At 70.9% G+C, this 15810-nt stretch carries 13 protein-coding genes; 6 read left to right on the forward strand and 7 right to left on the reverse strand.

Annotation, left to right across the window (positions count from 1 at the left end; translation table 11 throughout):
- Positions 1 to 10: 10 nt before the first annotated feature.
- Positions 11 to 1600 (reverse strand): LCP family protein, encoded by a 1590-nt coding sequence (locus tag FREUN1FDRAFT_RS23970; protein ID WP_006542811.1) that lies wholly within the window; start codon positions 1598 to 1600, stop codon positions 11 to 13.
- A gap of 185 nt (positions 1601 to 1785) precedes the next feature.
- On the reverse strand, positions 1786 to 3207 hold the full coding sequence (locus FREUN1FDRAFT_RS23975; RefSeq protein ID WP_006542812.1) for an MFS transporter: 1422 nt from the start codon (positions 3205 to 3207) through the stop codon (positions 1786 to 1788).
- A 288-nt stretch (positions 3208 to 3495) separates the two neighbouring features.
- On the opposite strand from FREUN1FDRAFT_RS23975, the gene FREUN1FDRAFT_RS23980 reads away from it, so the two are divergent.
- Both FREUN1FDRAFT_RS23980 and FREUN1FDRAFT_RS46675 read left to right on the forward strand, forming a co-directional pair.
- Complete coding sequence (locus FREUN1FDRAFT_RS23980) at positions 3496 to 3996, forward strand: hypothetical protein (protein ID WP_006542813.1); 501 nt, start codon at positions 3496 to 3498, stop codon at positions 3994 to 3996.
- 544 nt (positions 3997 to 4540) lie between these two features.
- A complete protein-coding gene (locus FREUN1FDRAFT_RS46675) occupies positions 4541 to 5257 on the forward strand; it encodes a GNAT family N-acetyltransferase (RefSeq protein WP_232295373.1) in 717 nt (238 codons plus the stop codon).
- Here FREUN1FDRAFT_RS46675 and FREUN1FDRAFT_RS43060 read toward each other — a convergent pair.
- On the reverse strand, positions 5249 to 5989 hold the full coding sequence (locus FREUN1FDRAFT_RS43060) for a hypothetical protein (protein WP_006542815.1): 741 nt from the start codon (positions 5987 to 5989) through the stop codon (positions 5249 to 5251). The genes FREUN1FDRAFT_RS46675 and FREUN1FDRAFT_RS43060 overlap by 9 nt on opposite strands.
- 215 nt (positions 5990 to 6204) lie before the next feature.
- On the opposite strand from FREUN1FDRAFT_RS43060, the gene FREUN1FDRAFT_RS23995 reads away from it, so the two are divergent.
- Complete coding sequence (locus tag FREUN1FDRAFT_RS23995) at positions 6205 to 7416, forward strand: helix-turn-helix domain-containing protein (protein ID WP_006542816.1); 1212 nt, start codon at positions 6205 to 6207, stop codon at positions 7414 to 7416.
- A gap of 61 nt (positions 7417 to 7477) precedes the next feature.
- Here FREUN1FDRAFT_RS23995 and FREUN1FDRAFT_RS24000 read toward each other — a convergent pair whose 3' ends face one another.
- The 4 genes from FREUN1FDRAFT_RS24000 to FREUN1FDRAFT_RS24015 all read right to left on the reverse strand — a co-directional run bounded on the left by FREUN1FDRAFT_RS24000 (position 7478) and on the right by FREUN1FDRAFT_RS24015 (position 12918).
- Positions 7478 to 8299, reverse strand: coding sequence for an MBL fold metallo-hydrolase (locus FREUN1FDRAFT_RS24000; protein WP_006542817.1), 822 nt, complete (start codon positions 8297 to 8299; stop codon positions 7478 to 7480).
- Complete coding sequence (locus FREUN1FDRAFT_RS24005) at positions 8296 to 9096, reverse strand: alpha/beta hydrolase (protein ID WP_006542818.1); 801 nt, start codon at positions 9094 to 9096, stop codon at positions 8296 to 8298. The genes FREUN1FDRAFT_RS24000 and FREUN1FDRAFT_RS24005 overlap by 4 nt, the downstream gene beginning before the upstream one ends.
- Positions 9093 to 9932, reverse strand: a complete 840-nt coding sequence (locus FREUN1FDRAFT_RS24010) for an alpha/beta fold hydrolase (RefSeq protein ID WP_006542819.1) — start codon at positions 9930 to 9932, stop codon at positions 9093 to 9095. Before FREUN1FDRAFT_RS24010 ends, FREUN1FDRAFT_RS24005 begins: the two co-directional genes overlap by 4 nt.
- 121 nt (positions 9933 to 10053) lie before the next feature.
- Positions 10054 to 12918 (reverse strand): LuxR family transcriptional regulator, encoded by a 2865-nt coding sequence (locus FREUN1FDRAFT_RS24015; RefSeq protein ID WP_006542820.1) that lies wholly within the window; start codon positions 12916 to 12918, stop codon positions 10054 to 10056.
- A gap of 107 nt (positions 12919 to 13025) precedes the next feature.
- Here FREUN1FDRAFT_RS24015 and FREUN1FDRAFT_RS24020 point away from each other — a divergent pair, with 107 nt between their 5' ends.
- From FREUN1FDRAFT_RS24020 to FREUN1FDRAFT_RS41865, 3 genes are all read left to right on the forward strand, one after another.
- Entirely contained in the window at positions 13026 to 14033 is a 1008-nt protein-coding gene (locus FREUN1FDRAFT_RS24020; RefSeq protein ID WP_006542821.1) for a helix-turn-helix domain-containing protein, read from the forward strand.
- Between the two features lie 148 nt (positions 14034 to 14181).
- Positions 14182 to 14742, forward strand: a complete 561-nt coding sequence (locus FREUN1FDRAFT_RS24025) for a hypothetical protein (RefSeq protein ID WP_006542822.1) — start codon at positions 14182 to 14184, stop codon at positions 14740 to 14742.
- On the forward strand, positions 14732 to 15703 hold the full coding sequence (locus FREUN1FDRAFT_RS41865; RefSeq protein WP_006542823.1) for a hypothetical protein: 972 nt from the start codon (positions 14732 to 14734) through the stop codon (positions 15701 to 15703). The genes FREUN1FDRAFT_RS24025 and FREUN1FDRAFT_RS41865 overlap by 11 nt, the downstream gene beginning before the upstream one ends.
- Positions 15704 to 15810 lie beyond the last annotated feature (107 nt).

Consider the following 15810-nt stretch of genomic DNA (forward strand, 5'->3'; position numbering starts at 1 on the left):
TCGGCCGCGATTACAGCGTGCAGGTCGGAGGGGCCGCACCCTGCGCGGCGGGGCTTGCTCCGGCGGGTGCGGGTGCGGGTGCGGTGGGTGGCGCCGTGCCTGCGGCTGCGCCTGCCACGGTGGGGGTGACCACGCCGGTGTACTCGGAGCCCAGGATCAGGTGGATCCCGGTGATGGTCGGGTCGGCGCGGGCGATCGAGCCGGGTACCGCCGCCTGCACGGTCCAGGCAGCCTGTTGCTGGCCGGGGCCGTAGAGCACGCGGGGTGCCGTGTACTTCTTCGAGTCGGCGTTTCCCGCGCTGGTCGCCTGGAAACCCTGGCCCGCGAGCGCGGTCGTCGCCTTCGCCGCGAGGCCGGACGTTGTCGAGCCGTTGTACACCGAGACGGTGATCTGCTCCGGTGGGACCGTCACGGGCCCGGGTGTGGCTCCCGGGTCGGGCGTGCCGGCCGCCCCGGGAGCGGCCGTGTTGTCGAGGTCGACCCCGTCGACGTGGCCGCCCAGAGGTACGACGATCTTCGCGAGATCGGCCGGGTCGTAGAGCTGGACCGACCCATAGGGAGGCAGTGTTCCGTCCTCGGGGTTTCCGCCGTCGGCGAGGCCGGGTGAGCGCGTGGGCAGCGTTGTCACGTTCATCCCGCCCACCATGCCCTTCATGGACAGTGCCAGATCCAGGAGCTCGTCGAGACTGGTGTCGTCGTCGAGGGTCACCGCCCCGGTCGCCGCCCGCAGCAGCGCGGACGACTTGAGCGGGTTGGTGAGGACGTCACCGCTCATGGCCTTGTGGAACACGGCGCCGAGGAACTGCTGCTGGCGCTGGATCCGGGCGATGTCGCCGGCACGAAAACCGTGCCGTTGGCGGACGAACGCCAGTGCCTGATCGCCGTTGACATGCACTGTGCCCGGACCACCAACCCAGCCGCTCATCGAGTCCTTGGTGTTGGTGCTCGTCCGCGAGCGGCCGTTGTCGTCCTTGAAATGGTCCACGAAGTCCGAGGGCAGCACGCAGACGTCGACGCCTCCGATCGCGTCGGTGATCTTCTTGAAGCCGGCGAGGTCGACCGCCACATAGTGGTCGATCTGCATGCCGGTGAGGCTCTGGATCATGTTCACCAGCAGCTGGGGGCCACCGTCGTGCAGCGCCGAGTTGAACTTGCCCTTGTGCTGCCGATGTTTCTTGCCGGCGTTGTCGGTGTACGCGGGGATGATGACGAGGGTGTCACGTGGAAAGGAGATCATCGTGGTGGCGCCGTCGGCGGCGACATGCATCAGAATGGTGGTGTCCGAATGCTGGCCGGGCTCGTCACCGTATTCGCCGTTGGTGCCCGCTCGGCTGTCGTTGCCGACGAGAAGGTAGTTGGCCACGTCATGCTTCGTGGACTTGTCGTCACCGCCCAGGTCGAGCCCGAGACGCGTGACGTTGTGGTCCGAATAGACGGCGACGGACCAGCCACCCACGCAGAACAGCAGCACGGTCACGGAGCACAGGGTCAGCAGCGCCAGACCGAGGTGCCCGGCGAGCCCACGCCCACCCTGCGACCGCCCGGGCCCCCCGCCCTCGTGCAGGCCCAGGTGCGAGGGAAGTCGCGTCCCGCCTGGCATGGTATGCCCCCTGATATCACCGTCTGTCTGAATAATGCATGTGCCTGAATAGTGACGATGGCAGCGTAATGTGCCGGATCGGCAGGGTAGCCGCGGGGTCCGGAACCAGACTGTGTGGCCTGGAGGCTCTGCCACCCGGCGGCCTCAGCGCGCGAACCTCAGCGGGCGAACCTCGGCGCGGAACGTCAGCGTGGAGCCGGCGTCACATCAGGGTCGAGGGCCGGAACGGTGCCCACCGGTGTGAGGCCGGCCGCGGCGGGGGAGCGTCGCGTGCTCAGGAGCACGGTGGCGGCGGCGAGCACGGCGAACGCGGCGGCGATCAGGTAGCTGACGGCGAAGGGGCCCGGTTCCAGCGCGTCCGCGACCACGGCGGAGAGCAGGCTGGTGCCGACGACACCGCCGATCTGGCCCGCGGTCTGCTGCAGCGAGGTGACCAGCCCGAAGCTTCCGTCCGCGACGGCGTTGCTGGCGATGACGATCAGTGGCGGCTGCGCGTGCCCGAAAGCCAGACCGCTCACGATCAGCCCCACGATGACCAGCCACAGCAGGTCCGCGCGGGCGCCGAAGGCCAGGATGAGTAGCGCGACGACGTAGACGCAGCTGGCGAGGGCGGCCAGCAGCCGGGGCCCGAACTTCGTTCCGAGCCAGCTCGCGGACGGAGCGGCCAGCGCGATCGACAGGGTGCGGCACATCGTCACGACCGAGGTGAGCGACACCGACAGCCCGAAAACGCCCTGCAACAGCAGCGGTGTCACCAGGAAGTTCCCCAGGTGCGCGGCGCAGAGCAGGAACGACGTCCCTCCGGCGGCACGGACGTCCCGGGCCGCCAGCAGCTCCAGCGGGACGACCGGCTCGGCGCTGCGTCGCTCGACCGCGACAAGCAGCCAGAACAGTCCCGGTGCCGCGGCCAGCAGCACGCAGACGATCGGCTTCGGCCCCCACGCCGCCGCCCGGTTCACCCCGAAGGTGAGCGTGAACACCGCCAGAGCGAGGACCACGGCACCCGCCTTGTCCAGCGCGGCCCGGCTCTCACCGTGATCCCGCGGCAGCACCCGGATGGCCGCGACCAGCGGAACGATCGCGATGCCGGCCTGAAGGAAGAACACCGCACGCCAACCGATCGAATCGATGATCACGCCGCCGACGGCGAGGCCGGTGACCGACGCACCGGAGAGCACCCCGGAGGCCCAGGCCGACGGCCGCACCCGCTCCTGCGGCGGGAAGACGTTGAACAGCATCGCGAACGAAGCCGGAATCGTCGCCGACCCGGCGAGCTGGGCCAGGATCCGGAACGTGATCAGGGACGTCGCGTCCCACGCCAGCCCGGTGGCGGCGGAGAAGACGACGGCGAACGCCGTGCCGGTGAGGAAGGTGCGGCGATGCCCGCGGATGTCGCCGATCCGGCCGAGGATCGGCATCGCCACCGCGAGGGCGAACAACGCTCCCGTGACCGACCAGGAGATCACCCCGACGCTGGAGTCGAGGTCCTCCGCGACGGTGCGCAGGGAGACGGTGAGCAGCGTCGCGGTGAAGGTGGTGGCGAACATCGCGGTGAGGCAGGTCAGCAGCACCCGCCGGCGCGCCGCCGGATCGCCCGCGGTCGGCATCAGTGGTTGCTCCCCCCGCGCGGGCGCGGGCGGCACCGCCTTTGAAATCCTGCGCCCTGATTGTGCCCATAGGCAAGCGATGTCGCTTGCTGATCGTCAACGACGGTGCCGGGTGCGGCCCCGGGACCTGCGGCGGGAGCGTCCGCACCAGTGGCCGGACCGGTGGCGGGAATAGCGGTCGCCGTCCCCGGATGATGCGGCAGAAATCTCCCGGACTTCCGCTAGATTCGAGAACGGGTGAACCTGTGTCAGTGAAAGATGTCGGCTTGGTGACAGGACGGAAGATGCATGCGGAAAACTCTGGTCGATTGGCGGCTCTCGGCTAAGATATTCACGGCCGCCGGGCTGGTCGCGGCATTCCTGACGGGCGTGATCGCGTGCGACAATCCCGTGCAGTCGCCTCCGTTCGCGACCTGTGAGCTGCTGACGGCGGAGGAAGTCACCCGGGCGGTCGGCGCGCAGTTCACCGAGGGCCAGCCCTTCCCCGGGGAAGGAGCCCCGGTGGTCATCGGCTGCCCTTATGGATCGCCCAAGGGCTGGGTGACGGTCTGGGCCACGCGCGAAAACGCCGACTCAGAATACCGGCATCTGCGCGGCCTCCCGTACCGTCAGCCGACCGAGGATGTTTCGGGGAGCGGGTACAAGGCATTCACCTATACCAGTGGGGGGAACATCCAGGATTTCTACGCGGTCAAGGGAGGGGTGTACGTCAATGTCACCGTCGGTGCCGGAGCGGAGCCGGGAACGGCGCGCGCCCTGGGGGAAATCGCGGTCACCCGGATTTCCTGAGCAGGTTCGACCGGTCTGGGACCGCCCCACAGCTCGAGCTGGCGCTCGAAGCGTCGAGAATGTTCGGCGTCCAGTGTGTGTAACGCCCCGAGTCTCGCGCTGCCGCGCTGCCGCTGGGCAAGAGCTGAGGATCGTGGTCGCCAGCGAGGGTGTAGCGGAATCCGAGCCTCGGACTTTGGCTGCTGCCGAGCAAGGGTTGAGGATTTTGGTCGTTCCGACAGCCAAAATCCTCAACCCTTGTGGATCGTCAAACGACTCTGCGCCTCTTTTGTCTCTCTTGAGACGAATTGCTGGGACGGCGCGAGGGCGCCGGATCCCTGGGCGGTGGCCAGACGGCGAGTGGACCCGGCCACCAGGCCGATACCGAGGTGCTCGACCTGGAAGCGGATGAGGGGCGCCTTGATCAGGGGTGGCTGGTCGAAGTCGGTGTCACCGAGTCGACCTGCGTCAGACCTTCTACACGCTCGCCGCGACGATCTCAGCTCTTGCTCGGCGGCAGCTCGAAGCCCTGAGGATTTTCGTCCGCCTGAATAGCATCGTCAGGGTGAACGTGCGCCGCATCGAGGCCGCCGATGCCGAGCGGCTGCGCGAGGTACGCCTCGCCGCGCTCGCCGACGCACCCGACTCGTTCTGGCAGACCCTGGCCGGCGAACGCGCCAGGCCCTTCGCCGACTGGCAGGCACGCGCGGCCCGCAACGCCACCGGCGACGCGCACGCCACCTTCCTCCTTGAACGCGCCCCGGGTCTGCCTGAACGCGCCCCGGGTCTGCCTGAACGCGCCCCGGGTCTGCCTGAACGCGCCCCGGGTCTGCCTGAACGCGCCCCGGGTCTGCCTGAACGCGCCCCGGGTCTGCCTGAACGCGCCCCGGGCCGGCCTGAAGGCGCCCCGGGGCCGCTCGTCGGCATGGTCGACGTGCACCGTCCGTCGCACGCACCGGAGTTCCGCGAGCTCGCCGCGATGTGGGTGGCGCCGGCCGTGCGCGGCACCGAGGCGGCTGACCTGCTGCTCGGCGCCGCACTGGGGTGGGTGCGGGAGGTCGGCGCGGTCGGTGTGCGGCTGTGGGTGGTGCCGACGAACCCGGCCGCCGTCGGCGTGTACCTGCGCCACGGCTTCCGCCCTGTCGGCACGGTCGAGGAGGCCGTCCCGGACGAGGCCGGGAAGGTCTACCTGCCGATGCTGCTGGCGTTGGACGACGCCGCCGCCGCTGAACCGACGTTCCTCGAACGTGCGCAGGCACCCTGGACGGACGAGTCAGGCTAGGCCACGCGGTGCCCGGCGGACAGCGTTCTCCCCGGTGGTCAACAGCGCGGGAAAGTTCGCCTCCCACACCTCCACCGGTGAGATGACCTCGTGGTCGCGCAGGTGTACCCGGTGCGCCGAGAACGTCACTCCGTCCGGGATCATGTCGTCGCTGGGAAGCGACCCCGCCATCACGATCCGGGGCAGCATGCCGCCCGCGAGCCGTTCCTGCCGCAGCCGGACACCCACCGCCCACGCCACCCGCGTCTGCATCAGGGACGTGAAGCGGCGATGCAGGACGACCAGGCCCACGGTTGCCAGTTGTGCCACGCCGATGCTCGCCCCGACCATCACATCCGCGTCGACGCGGATCAGGTCGCACAGCAGCATCTCCTGTGCCTCTCCGCCCGACTGGATCGACGCCGGCAGCAGGCCGACGATCAGGCTGTCGGACGGCTCCGGCCACAGGGGCCGAAGCCCACCGGAATCGAACTCCCAGCGGGTGGCCGCCGGAGCCGCCGACGGTGTCGTCTCCGCCGTCGATCCGCCCGCAGGGTCGCGATCATCCCCAGCCCCGGACGCGGCCACGTCCCGCAGTGCGGCGTCCGGTATTCCGGCGACGGAACTCTCGGCCCGCGGGTAATCCAGCCACCGGAATTCTCCGGGCAGCCAGGGCCAGGGTGTGAACCAGTCGTCGTTATTCCACATCCATTCGTCGTCAGCGTCGATGTCCGTGCTGTCCCCATCCCTCATAGCCACCTCCCGAATCCGTCAGCGCCGCTGGCGATCGCGAGCGGAGTCATGCCGTGGGACAGGCTATGTTTCGCGCGTAACCAAACGTTCACACCTGCGAACCGATTTGGCTGGACGGGTCGCGTGGCGTTCACCGCCGTGAATGCGGGGCGCCGCATTGGGCGGGATAGGCTGGCGGCAGTTGCCCGCGCTCCGTCAGACCGGGAGACGCTGTCATGAACGACGGATCGGAACTGCCGACAATCGGCATACGGATACGGTCCTGCCGGCGCTACCGCGGAATGAGCCTGGAGACACTCTCGGGGCTCACCGGCCTGTCCAAGGGCTTCCTGTCGATGGTGGAGAACGGCCAGCGCCGCATGGACCGCCGATCACACCTCGAAACGGTGGCAGCCGCCCTGCAGGTGTCGATCACGGATCTGACCGGCCAGCCGTACGCGCCGACGAACCCGGCCCAGGCCCAGTCCCTGGCCGCGATTCCCGCCCTTCGCATCGCCATCCTGGGCACGGCCTTTCACGAGCGGCCGGAGCGGCCCGCCTGGCCCGTCGCCGAACTCCAGCGGATCGCCGCCGAGGTCGGTGTCGCCTGGCAGGCATCGGAGCACGCCAGCTACGCCCCGCGCCTGCCGGAGCTGATCGAGGGGCTCCACAGCCACGCCGCCGACCCGCACGGGCCGGGCGCCCGGGCGGCCATCGCCACCCTCGTCGAGGTCTACCGCGCCGCGTTCGTCCTGGCCAAGGACCTCGGCTATGTCGACCTCGCGTGGATCGCCGCGGAACGTTGCGTGCAGGGGGCGCAGCTGCTGGAAAGCCCGGAATGGGCCGCGCTCGGCGAGTTCTCCCGCGCGAACGGCCTGCTCACCGCCGGGGCCCGCGACCGTGCGCGCCGGGTGGCGCAGCACGCGGCGGACACCGCCGCCGCCAGCCTCGACCACCCGGACGTCATGCCCGTCTACGGCATTCTTCACCTGACCGCGGCACTGGCCGCCGCCCCCGGCAGCGACCCCCGCGACATCGACGCCCACATCGCCGAAGCCGCGGACATCGCCCGGCGCACCGGGGAGACCAGTACCTTCCGCCTGCATTTCGGGCCGACCAATGTCGCGGTCTGGCAGGTGAGCATCGCCGTCGAACGAGGTGACGGCGGCAAGGCCGCGGAACTGGCGCAGGACGTCGACCCGACCGTTCTTCCGTCACGCCGCCGCCGCGCGCATTTCTACGCCGATCTCGGCCGTGGCCTCGCGCAGACCCGCGGAAAGGACCATGAGGCCCTGGCGATGTTCCGCGAAGCCGAAAAACTCGCACCCGAGCAGATCAGAACCAGTCCGCTCGTCCGCGAGACCGTCGCCGTGATGCTGCAACGGGCCCGCAGCGCGGCCGGCGGCCGCGACCTACGCGGACTCGCCTACCGCATGGGCGTCACCTGAGAACACAACCCCGCCGCGGCCGGCCGCCTTACGGTGCGCCCATGCGGAAACGGCAGGGAGGTCAGGTTTCCAGGTCGGTGGGTGTTCCCAGGGGCAGCCAGCGGATGCGGTCGCGGACGTCGGGCGGGGCGTCGGCGAACTCGCGTTCGATAATGGCTTTGGGCTGCTGGAAGTGCTGCCACCCCTCGTAGTGCACCGGGACGGCGGTGTGCGGCCGTACCGCGCCGAGCAGGTCGACCGCGTCGCGGGCGGTCATCGTGTACCGCAGCGGCCCGGTGACGGGGAAGCGCACACCGCCCAGGTGCAGCAGGGTGAGCCCGACGGTCAGCCGCTCGGCGACGTGGCGGACGCCGCCGTAGAGCACGGTGTCGCCGGAGATCCAAAGCACGCCGTGCCGCTGCCCGTCCCAGCGCAGGGCGAAGCCGACGACGTCCCCGACGATGGGGTGGCTCAGCGGCGGCCCGTGCCGGCACGGGGTGGCGGTGACCTCGATGGACGGCCGTCCCGGAGCTTCCAGTGTGGTCGACTGCCAGGGGCTCAGCCCCCGGGCGCCGCCGCCGAGCCGGGCCGCCCCGGGCACCGTGGTGATGACCGTGCCCGCGGAGGGCAGCAGTGCGCGGCCGGCCTCGTCCAGGTTGTCGCCGTGGTGGTCGTGGGTGAGCAGCACCGCGTCGATGGGCCCGAGCTCGCCGGCCGGGATGGCCGGGCCGGCGAGCTTGCGGGACGAGGTGCCCCAGCCGAACGCGTACCTGCGCCCGGCCGGGTCGAACGTGGGATCGGTCAGCAGCCGCCAGCCCGCGAACTCCAGCAGCGTGGTCGGCCCGCCTATGTGGGTGACGCGGACGGAGCTGGGGGCGGTGCCGGGGAACGGGGCGGAACTCATGACTGTGCGTGCCGCAGCGCCCAGTCGAGGGCGTAGTCGGCGATCTCCTCCCAGCCCTTCTGCGCGGGCAGCAGGTGCGCGTACCCCTCGTACTCCTTGACCTCGGTGATGGTGTTCGACTTGTAGTGCTTGGCGTTCGACTGCTGGATGGCCGGCGGCATGATGTGGTCCTCGCTGCCGGAGATGAACAGCAGCGGTGCGCGGTCGTCGTTGTGGTAGTTCACCCAGGTGTCCTGGTGGCCGGGCTGGAAGTTCGCCAGGACGCTGCCCCACAGGATCCCGCCGTTGGCGGGGATGTGGTAGCGCTCGTAGAGGGCCTCGGCCTCCTCGGCGGTGAACGTGTTCGTGAACGCGTACGTCCACTGCTCGAGCGAGAGACCGACGGCCTTGTGCCGGTTGGCCGGGCTCTTGAGCACCGGGAACGTGGACTTCACCTGGGACAACGGCACCACCTTGACACCCTCGGTGGGCGCCGAGTTCAGCGCTACACCGACCGCGCCGTAGCCGCGGTCGAGCAGGATCTGGGTGAACGCGCCGCCGGCCGAGTGGCCCATGATGATCGGCTTGCGGTCGAGGCCGTCGATGATCCCCCCGATCTTCTCGATGATCGCGGGAACGGTGACATCCACGATGATCTGCGGGTCGGCCCGCAGCGCCTCCACCTCGACCTCGAAGCCCGGGTAGCCGGGGGCGATCACCCGGAAGCCCTTCGCCTCGTAGTAGCTGATCCAGTTCTCCCAGCTGCGGGGCGTCACCCAGAAGCCGTGGACGAGGACGATCGTGTCCGGTGCGGTCATCGGTTCTCCTTGTGTTTGTCGAGGAAGGTGAGCAGGTCGTCGCAGAGCTGCTGCTTGTGGGTGTCGGTGATGCCGTGCGGTGCGCCCGGGTACACCACGAGCGCCGCGTCCCGGATCCGCGCGGCGGAGGCCTGGCCACCGACCTCGAACGGCACGACCTGGTCGTCGTCGCCGTGGATGACGAGGGTCGGGATGTCGAACGCGTCGAGATCGGGACGGAAGTCGGTGGCGGAGAAGGCCGCGATCGAGTCGTAGGCGTTGCGGTGCCCGGACTGCAGGCCCTGGCGCCAGAACGCGTCGCGCACGCCCTGGGAGACGCTCGCCCCGGCCCGGTTGAGGCCGAAGAACGGGCCGTCGGCGAGGTCCCGGTACAGCTGCGACCGGTCGGCGAGCGAACCGGCGCGGATCGCGTCGAAGACCTCCACGGGCAGGCCGCCCGGGTTGTCGTCGGTGCGCAGCATCAGCGGCGGCACGGCGGAGACCAGCACCGCCTGGGCGACCCTGGCCGTGCCGTGGCGGCCGATGTACCGGGCGACCTCCCCGCCGCCGGTGGAGAACCCGACCAGTGTGACGTCCCGCAGGTCGAGGGCCTCGATCAGGGTGGCCAGGTCGTCGGCGTAGGTGTTCATCTCGTTGCCGCCCCAGGTCTGGGTGGAGCGGCCGTGCCCCCGGCGGTCGTGCGCGATGGCCCGGTAGCCGTGCTCGGCGAGGTGGAGCTGCTGCGCCTCCCAGCTGTCGGAGTTGAGCGGCCAGCCGTGGCTGAGCAGGACGGGCCGGCCTTGGCCCCAGTCCCTGTAGTAGATCTGCGTGCCATCAGCGGTACTGACGAACGGCATGGAAGCGCTCCCATGGAGGAGAGTGCCGAACTCCGGTCCCCACGATCGTGGGGCCGGGCGCACGGCCGCCGAATCCCGCGAAACACGTAGTGATGACAGTCGGGCCGCCCCGCGCACGTGATCAGGCCCGACCTGCCGCGTCGCCGGCATCGTCCGCGTGCCGGCCCAGCTCGGCGGCCAGTACCGGCCCGAGCTGGCGGCGGGACGTCACACCGAGCTTCCGGAAGACCTTGCGCAGGTGGTAGTCCACCGTGTTGGCGCTGATGAACAGCTGGGCCGCGATTTCGGTGTTCGTCGCACCGGCGGCGGCCAGCCGGGAGACGGCGAGCTCCTGAACCGTCAGGCCGGTGGCCGTTCCCGCGTTCCGGGGGCGGCAGGTCTCGCCGGTCGCGGCGAGCTCCTGCGCGGCCCGGGCGGCGAATCCGGCCGCGCCGATCTCCTCGAACATCACCAACGCCGCACGCAGCTGGTCGCGGGCGTCCCGGCGACGCCTGCGGCGGCGCAGCCACTCGCCGTAGAGGAGGTGAGCACGGGCGAGGTCCGTGCGGGCGCGGCTGGCGCAGAGCAGGGCGATCGCCTGCCGGTAGAGCGGCTCGGCGCGGTCGTCGGGGGCCAGCACGGCCTGGCAGCGTGCCAGCAGGCCGAGCGCCCACGAACCCCCGACCGCCGTCGCACGCTCGGACAGCGTGCGCAGCGTCGCGGTCGCGAGTACCCGGTCGCCGCTGCGCACCGCGGCCTCGACCAGGTTCGGCAGGACCCGCGAGTGCACGCCGCGGGTATCGGAGGCGATCAGATGATGTGCCTCGGTACGGGCCCACGCATAGTCGCCGCCACCGAGCGCGAGGATCACCCGCCCGATCCGGGCGATCGACTCGACGGCACCGTTGCCGAGCCAGGTCGCGGCGCGCATCGAATCGTCCAGGACGTTGGTCAGATCGTCCCCGTCGGCCCGCCACGCCAGCAGCTCCGGGTGGCGGTAGATCGCCCACACCTCATCCGTGGCGCCCATCGCCGCGCGGACCTGGTTGCCGTCGGCCATCAGCGTGTCAGCGGCCGCGAAGTCGCCGAGGTTGGTCTCATGCATCACCGCGCAGTACAGGACGGTGTCCAGCTGCCACAGCGCGCCGGCGCGCCGGGAGACCTCGACGGCCCGGCGGATCACCGCGGTGTGCAACGGCTCGTCCCAGATCATCATGCTCATCCAGACCGCCGACAGGTAGCTGTGCAGGTAGTCCTCGTCGGAGGTGGACGGGCTGACCAGCACCTCGCAGGCGCGTCGCAGGTGGGGGACGGCGGCCACGTACCCGTCGAGGGCGAGGACGTCGAAGGCACGCAGGAGCAGGTCGGGCCCGGTCGCCAACCTCGCGCCACCGGTGCCGGCGCCGGGGGCGGCGTCAGTGCCGGTGCCGCCCGGAGCGCCGCCGGCGTCGCCGCCGGCGGCGACGCCCAGGATCTCCCGGATCACGCGCGCGATGTCGGCGTGGGTGATGTCGAGCAGCAGGCCCTCCGCGCCGTTCGTGTACTCCACGGCCTTCAGCAGCGCGTCCCGGGCCCGTTCCGGCGAGTCCGGGCCGAACGCCGATGCCGCCCGCAGTGCCAGCGCCGGCGCCCGGGCGAACGCTCCCTCGGCCCCCAGCGTGAGCAGCGCTCCGGCACGGACCACCAGCGCCCTCCCGCGGCCGACGTCGTCCGTCGCCGACTCCTCGACGGAGTCCAGCAGCGCCTGCGCCTGCAGTGGGGCGCCGGCGAGGAAGGCGGCCTCGGCGGCCGCCAGTCGCCGCTCGGAGCGGCCGGACGCCTCGGGTGTGAGCTCGGCGGCCCGGGCGAGGTAAGTGGCCCGGGCCGCGTACCCGCCGCGGGCGCCGGCATGGTCGGCCACCCGCTCCAGCTCGGCGGCGACATCGGCGTCGGTACCGGCGCAGGCGGCTGCCAGGTGCCAGGCCCGCCGGTCGGCGTCGGCGGGGCGGGACGTCGCCTCAGCCAGCGCGGCGTGCGCCTGGCGCCGCGCGACACTGGTGGCACCGCCGTACACCGCGGACCGCACCAGCGGATGGCGGAACTCGACGGCTGCCCGCACCGCCACCAACCGCGCCGCCTCGGCGGGGCCGGTCGCGTCCGGCCCGATCCCGAGGCGCGCGGCGGCGTCGCGGAGGTAGTCGAGGTCGCCGGCCGGCTCCGCCGCCGCCAGCAACAACCACGTCCCCGTGGGTTTCGGCAGCGCCGCCACCTGTCGCAGGTAGTGCTCCTCCAGCCGGCCCCCGACGGGCAGCGGCTCCGGCAGCGACACCCCACCGGCCAGCTGGGCGCTGGTCAGCTCCTGCCCCAGGTCGGTGAGAGCCAGCGGGTTGCCGCCGGTCGCGGCCACGATGCGGGCCCCGACCCGGGCGTCCAGCGTCCCCGCCACGGTCGAACGGAGCAGCTCAAGCGCGTGCGGCTCGTCCAGACCGGCGACGGGCTGGACCGGAATTCCGGCGAGCCCGTCACAGCGCCCCCGCACCGCGAGCAGCAGGCCTATGCCGTCGGCGTGCAGCCGGCGCCCGACGAACGCGAGCACGCCGAGCGACTCGGCGTCGATCCACTGGGCGTCGTCCACGCAGCACAGCACAGGCCTGGTGGTGGCGACCTCCGCGAGCAGCGTCAGCGTCGCGAGCCCGACCAGGAAGCGGTCGGGCGCCGGCCCGTCGGCCAGCCCGCACGCCACCCGCATCGCCTGCTCCTGTGCCGGCGGCAGGCCGCGTGGCGCTCCGAGGAACGGGAGCAGCAGCCGGTGCAGCGCGGCGAAGGCGAAACCGGACTCGGACTCCACGCCGGCGATCCGGACGACCTGCACGCCCGCGCCCGCGGCGGCCTCGGCGGTGTGCTCCAGCAGGGCGGTCTTGCCGATGCCGGCGTCCCCTTGGAGCAGGAGGACGCCGCTGAGCCCGTCACGCACGGACGCGACCAGCCCCTCCAGGCGTGCACGTTCCTCAACCCGCCCCCGCAGCACCGCTACCTCCTGATAAGACTCCGGAAGGAACGTTAGGGGGGTGGTGCGCCTACAGCAGGGCTGTGCGTGCACCGTTGTCGGCTCACCGTGCACACAGGGCGGAGCGGATGGGATTCGTGCTGGACACGGCGGACCTGCCGCCGGGGGAGCGGATCGACGCCGTCCACGCGGCGATGATGGAGGCGTCCGTCCCGTCACATGTGATCCACGAGAACCCGGGCGGTGACGTGCGCACCCGCCTGGAGGTCTGGGATCTCGGGACGGCGAACGTGTTCGTCGCCCGCTCCTCGGGGCTGCGCCTGCTCCGCACGGCGAAGCAGGCCAGGCAGGACGCCGCGCCGGTGGTCGCGCTGTCCGTCCAGCTGCGCGCCGACGGCCACCATGAGCAGCTCGGGCACCGGCAGACCGTGCCGCCCGGCGCGCTGATGATGGCCGACCTGTCGTCGCCGTACGACTTCTCCTGGTCCGGTGACGGCGCGGCCGGCTGCATCCAGATCCCGTTCGAGCAGATCGGGCTCCCGATCGACGTGATCCGTCGCGCGGCGGTCAACCTGCGCGACAGCCCGCTGTACGGCCTGATGACCGACCATGTCGCCCACCTCGTCCGGGAGGCTCCCAGCCTCAGCGTCGACCCGGCCGCGCACCTGCTCGGGCGGGGGAGCATCGAGCTGGCCCGCGCCCTGCTGGCATCGGCCGCGCATGCCGAGCCGCGCGCCCGTGACGTGCTGGACGAAACACTGCTCACCCAGATCCGCGCCTACTGCCGCCGGCATCTCGTCGACCCCGACCTGCGGCCGGCCGTGATCGCGGCCGCCCACAACATCTCCGTGCGCCACCTGTACAAGATCTGCGCCCAGGCCGACTTCAGCCTCGAACAGTGGATCATCGGTGAGCGGCTGCGGGGCGCCCGCGAGGAACTACGCCGCCCGGAGCACCGGCACCGCACCATCGCGATGGTCGCCAGCCGCTGGGGCTTCAGCGACCCCACGCATTTCACCCGCCGCTTCCGCCGCCTGCACGGCGTCACCCCGCGCGAGTGGCGGCGAATGTCCGCGGAACAGCCTGTTCCGGAGAACAGCCCCGCCGCGGGGAGCCGGGCGACTGAAAGCGACTGAACAACCCGTTCGGCCGATCTTTCGGAGTTGTGGTCCTACTATGTTGCCTGGCTCCCGGTTGCCCTGCGTCCCGCGTGTGGGCTGGGTGCGCCAGGCGAAGGTTTTGGTTCCGGCCCGCGGCAGCGTCAACGCTGGAAACGGAGTCCATATGGGAGTCGACCTGAGTGAGGCCGAGGAGAACCGTCGGCGTCTGCGTGAGCAGCACCGCGAACTGGGTGAGAAACCCCGCCACGATGTGGATTACCAGGAGGCGGTGAGCGCCCTTCTGCGGACCACGGTCGACCTGCTGGACAGCGAGGGGCGTGCGGTGAAAGCCGCAGAGGAGGAGCGCCGGCGGGAGCGCGCGAAAACAATCCGCGTGATCAGTGCGGCGACCGCCGGTGTCGCCGCCTTCCTGCTTCTTTCGGCTGCGGTCGGCTGGATCGGCAGGTGGTGGCTACCGATGGTCGCCGCCGGGCTGGTGGCCCTCGCGGACCTCCGCGCCGAGCCGCGCCGACCGGTCGGAGGGCAGGGCCTTCGCCTCCTGCGAGCCGCGGTTCTCGGTGTCGCCGCAGTGGCGGCGGTACTTGTCGCGTTCGGTGCCCTGCCCGGTTGGTGCGCGGTCATCGTCGGCCTGGTGCTCTTCGGCGTCGTGGTGTCCGGCGGTGCCGGCGCTCCGACGTCGTCGGCCTCGGGGCCGACGCCACGAGAGGAGCGTCATGGCGACTGAGCAGGACCTGACCCACCCCAGCCAGTCGGACTTCGACGAACTGGAAAGGGAAGTTCGCACCCTTAGCAAGGATCTTCAAAAGGCGACAAAGAAGTACGAGGCGCTGAAACGGCAGGTCGAGGAGCTGGACGCTGGCCGCGTCGAGGCGGTGGTGACCGGCCTGTGCGCCCTGCGGGGGGAGTTCGACGGCTTTTCAGGAACGCTCACCGAGATCAGGGCGGCTGCGTACAAGCTGGATCACCGAGTGGATCTCATCGAGCGGGCCGTGCGGTCCACGGCCGGTGCGCCCGTGGTCGACCTCGATGACGTCGACCATTTCACCGGGAACCTCAGCGGAATAATTCGCCAGGGTGACGAGGCACGCGCGGCCGTGCTGGATGAGGCCGACCGGTCTCGCTGCGAGCATATCGTCGAGTCCTATCGAGAGCTGGGTGAGCGCCACCTCCGGCGTCGGTCCGAAGCGGTCGAGCACAGCAGGGTCCTCGCGAATACGTCGTTCGGCGATGCGGCTCACAGCGAGGCGGCTCGCCGGTTCCGGCGAGCGATCATCGACGTGGACAGTTTCGCGCGGCAACTGGAGCTGACCAGGCAGGAGGCGGAATCGGCCTCCGGTCGAATCGCGGCCGATGACGAGCTACATGCCGTGCACGACCCCGCCATCAGCAGCGGCGACGAGGCTCGTGCCCGCCTGCGCCAGCTGATTCGGCAACGTGTCGCCGCGGCGGTGGGCGAGTCCGCCCTGCTGCCGCGCTGGCTGAACCGCGCCGTCGGCTACAGCCCACCGTCCGGCCAGAAAGGCGCCGCCTGGATGGACACAGCCGCGTCGATCGCGGCCTACCGCGTCACCTACGACGTGACGGACCCGGTCGACGCTCTGGGCGCGCCGCCCCGGACAGATCAGCGGGGGCAGCACGCCTGGTATGAAGATCTTCGCGAGCAACTCCGTGCTCTCGCGTTGTGATCCGGGGCGCGGGGGTGGATCAGAACCCAGCTGTGACCAGCTGAGACCAGTGGTGACTGACTGCTCCACCGGCCTAGCGGGTAGTGAAGTCGCAGTTCAGGCGCTTG

This window comes from Parafrankia sp. EUN1f (genome assembly GCF_000177675.1).
In the GTDB taxonomy this organism is placed as follows: domain Bacteria; phylum Actinomycetota; class Actinomycetes; order Frankiales; family Frankiaceae; genus Parafrankia.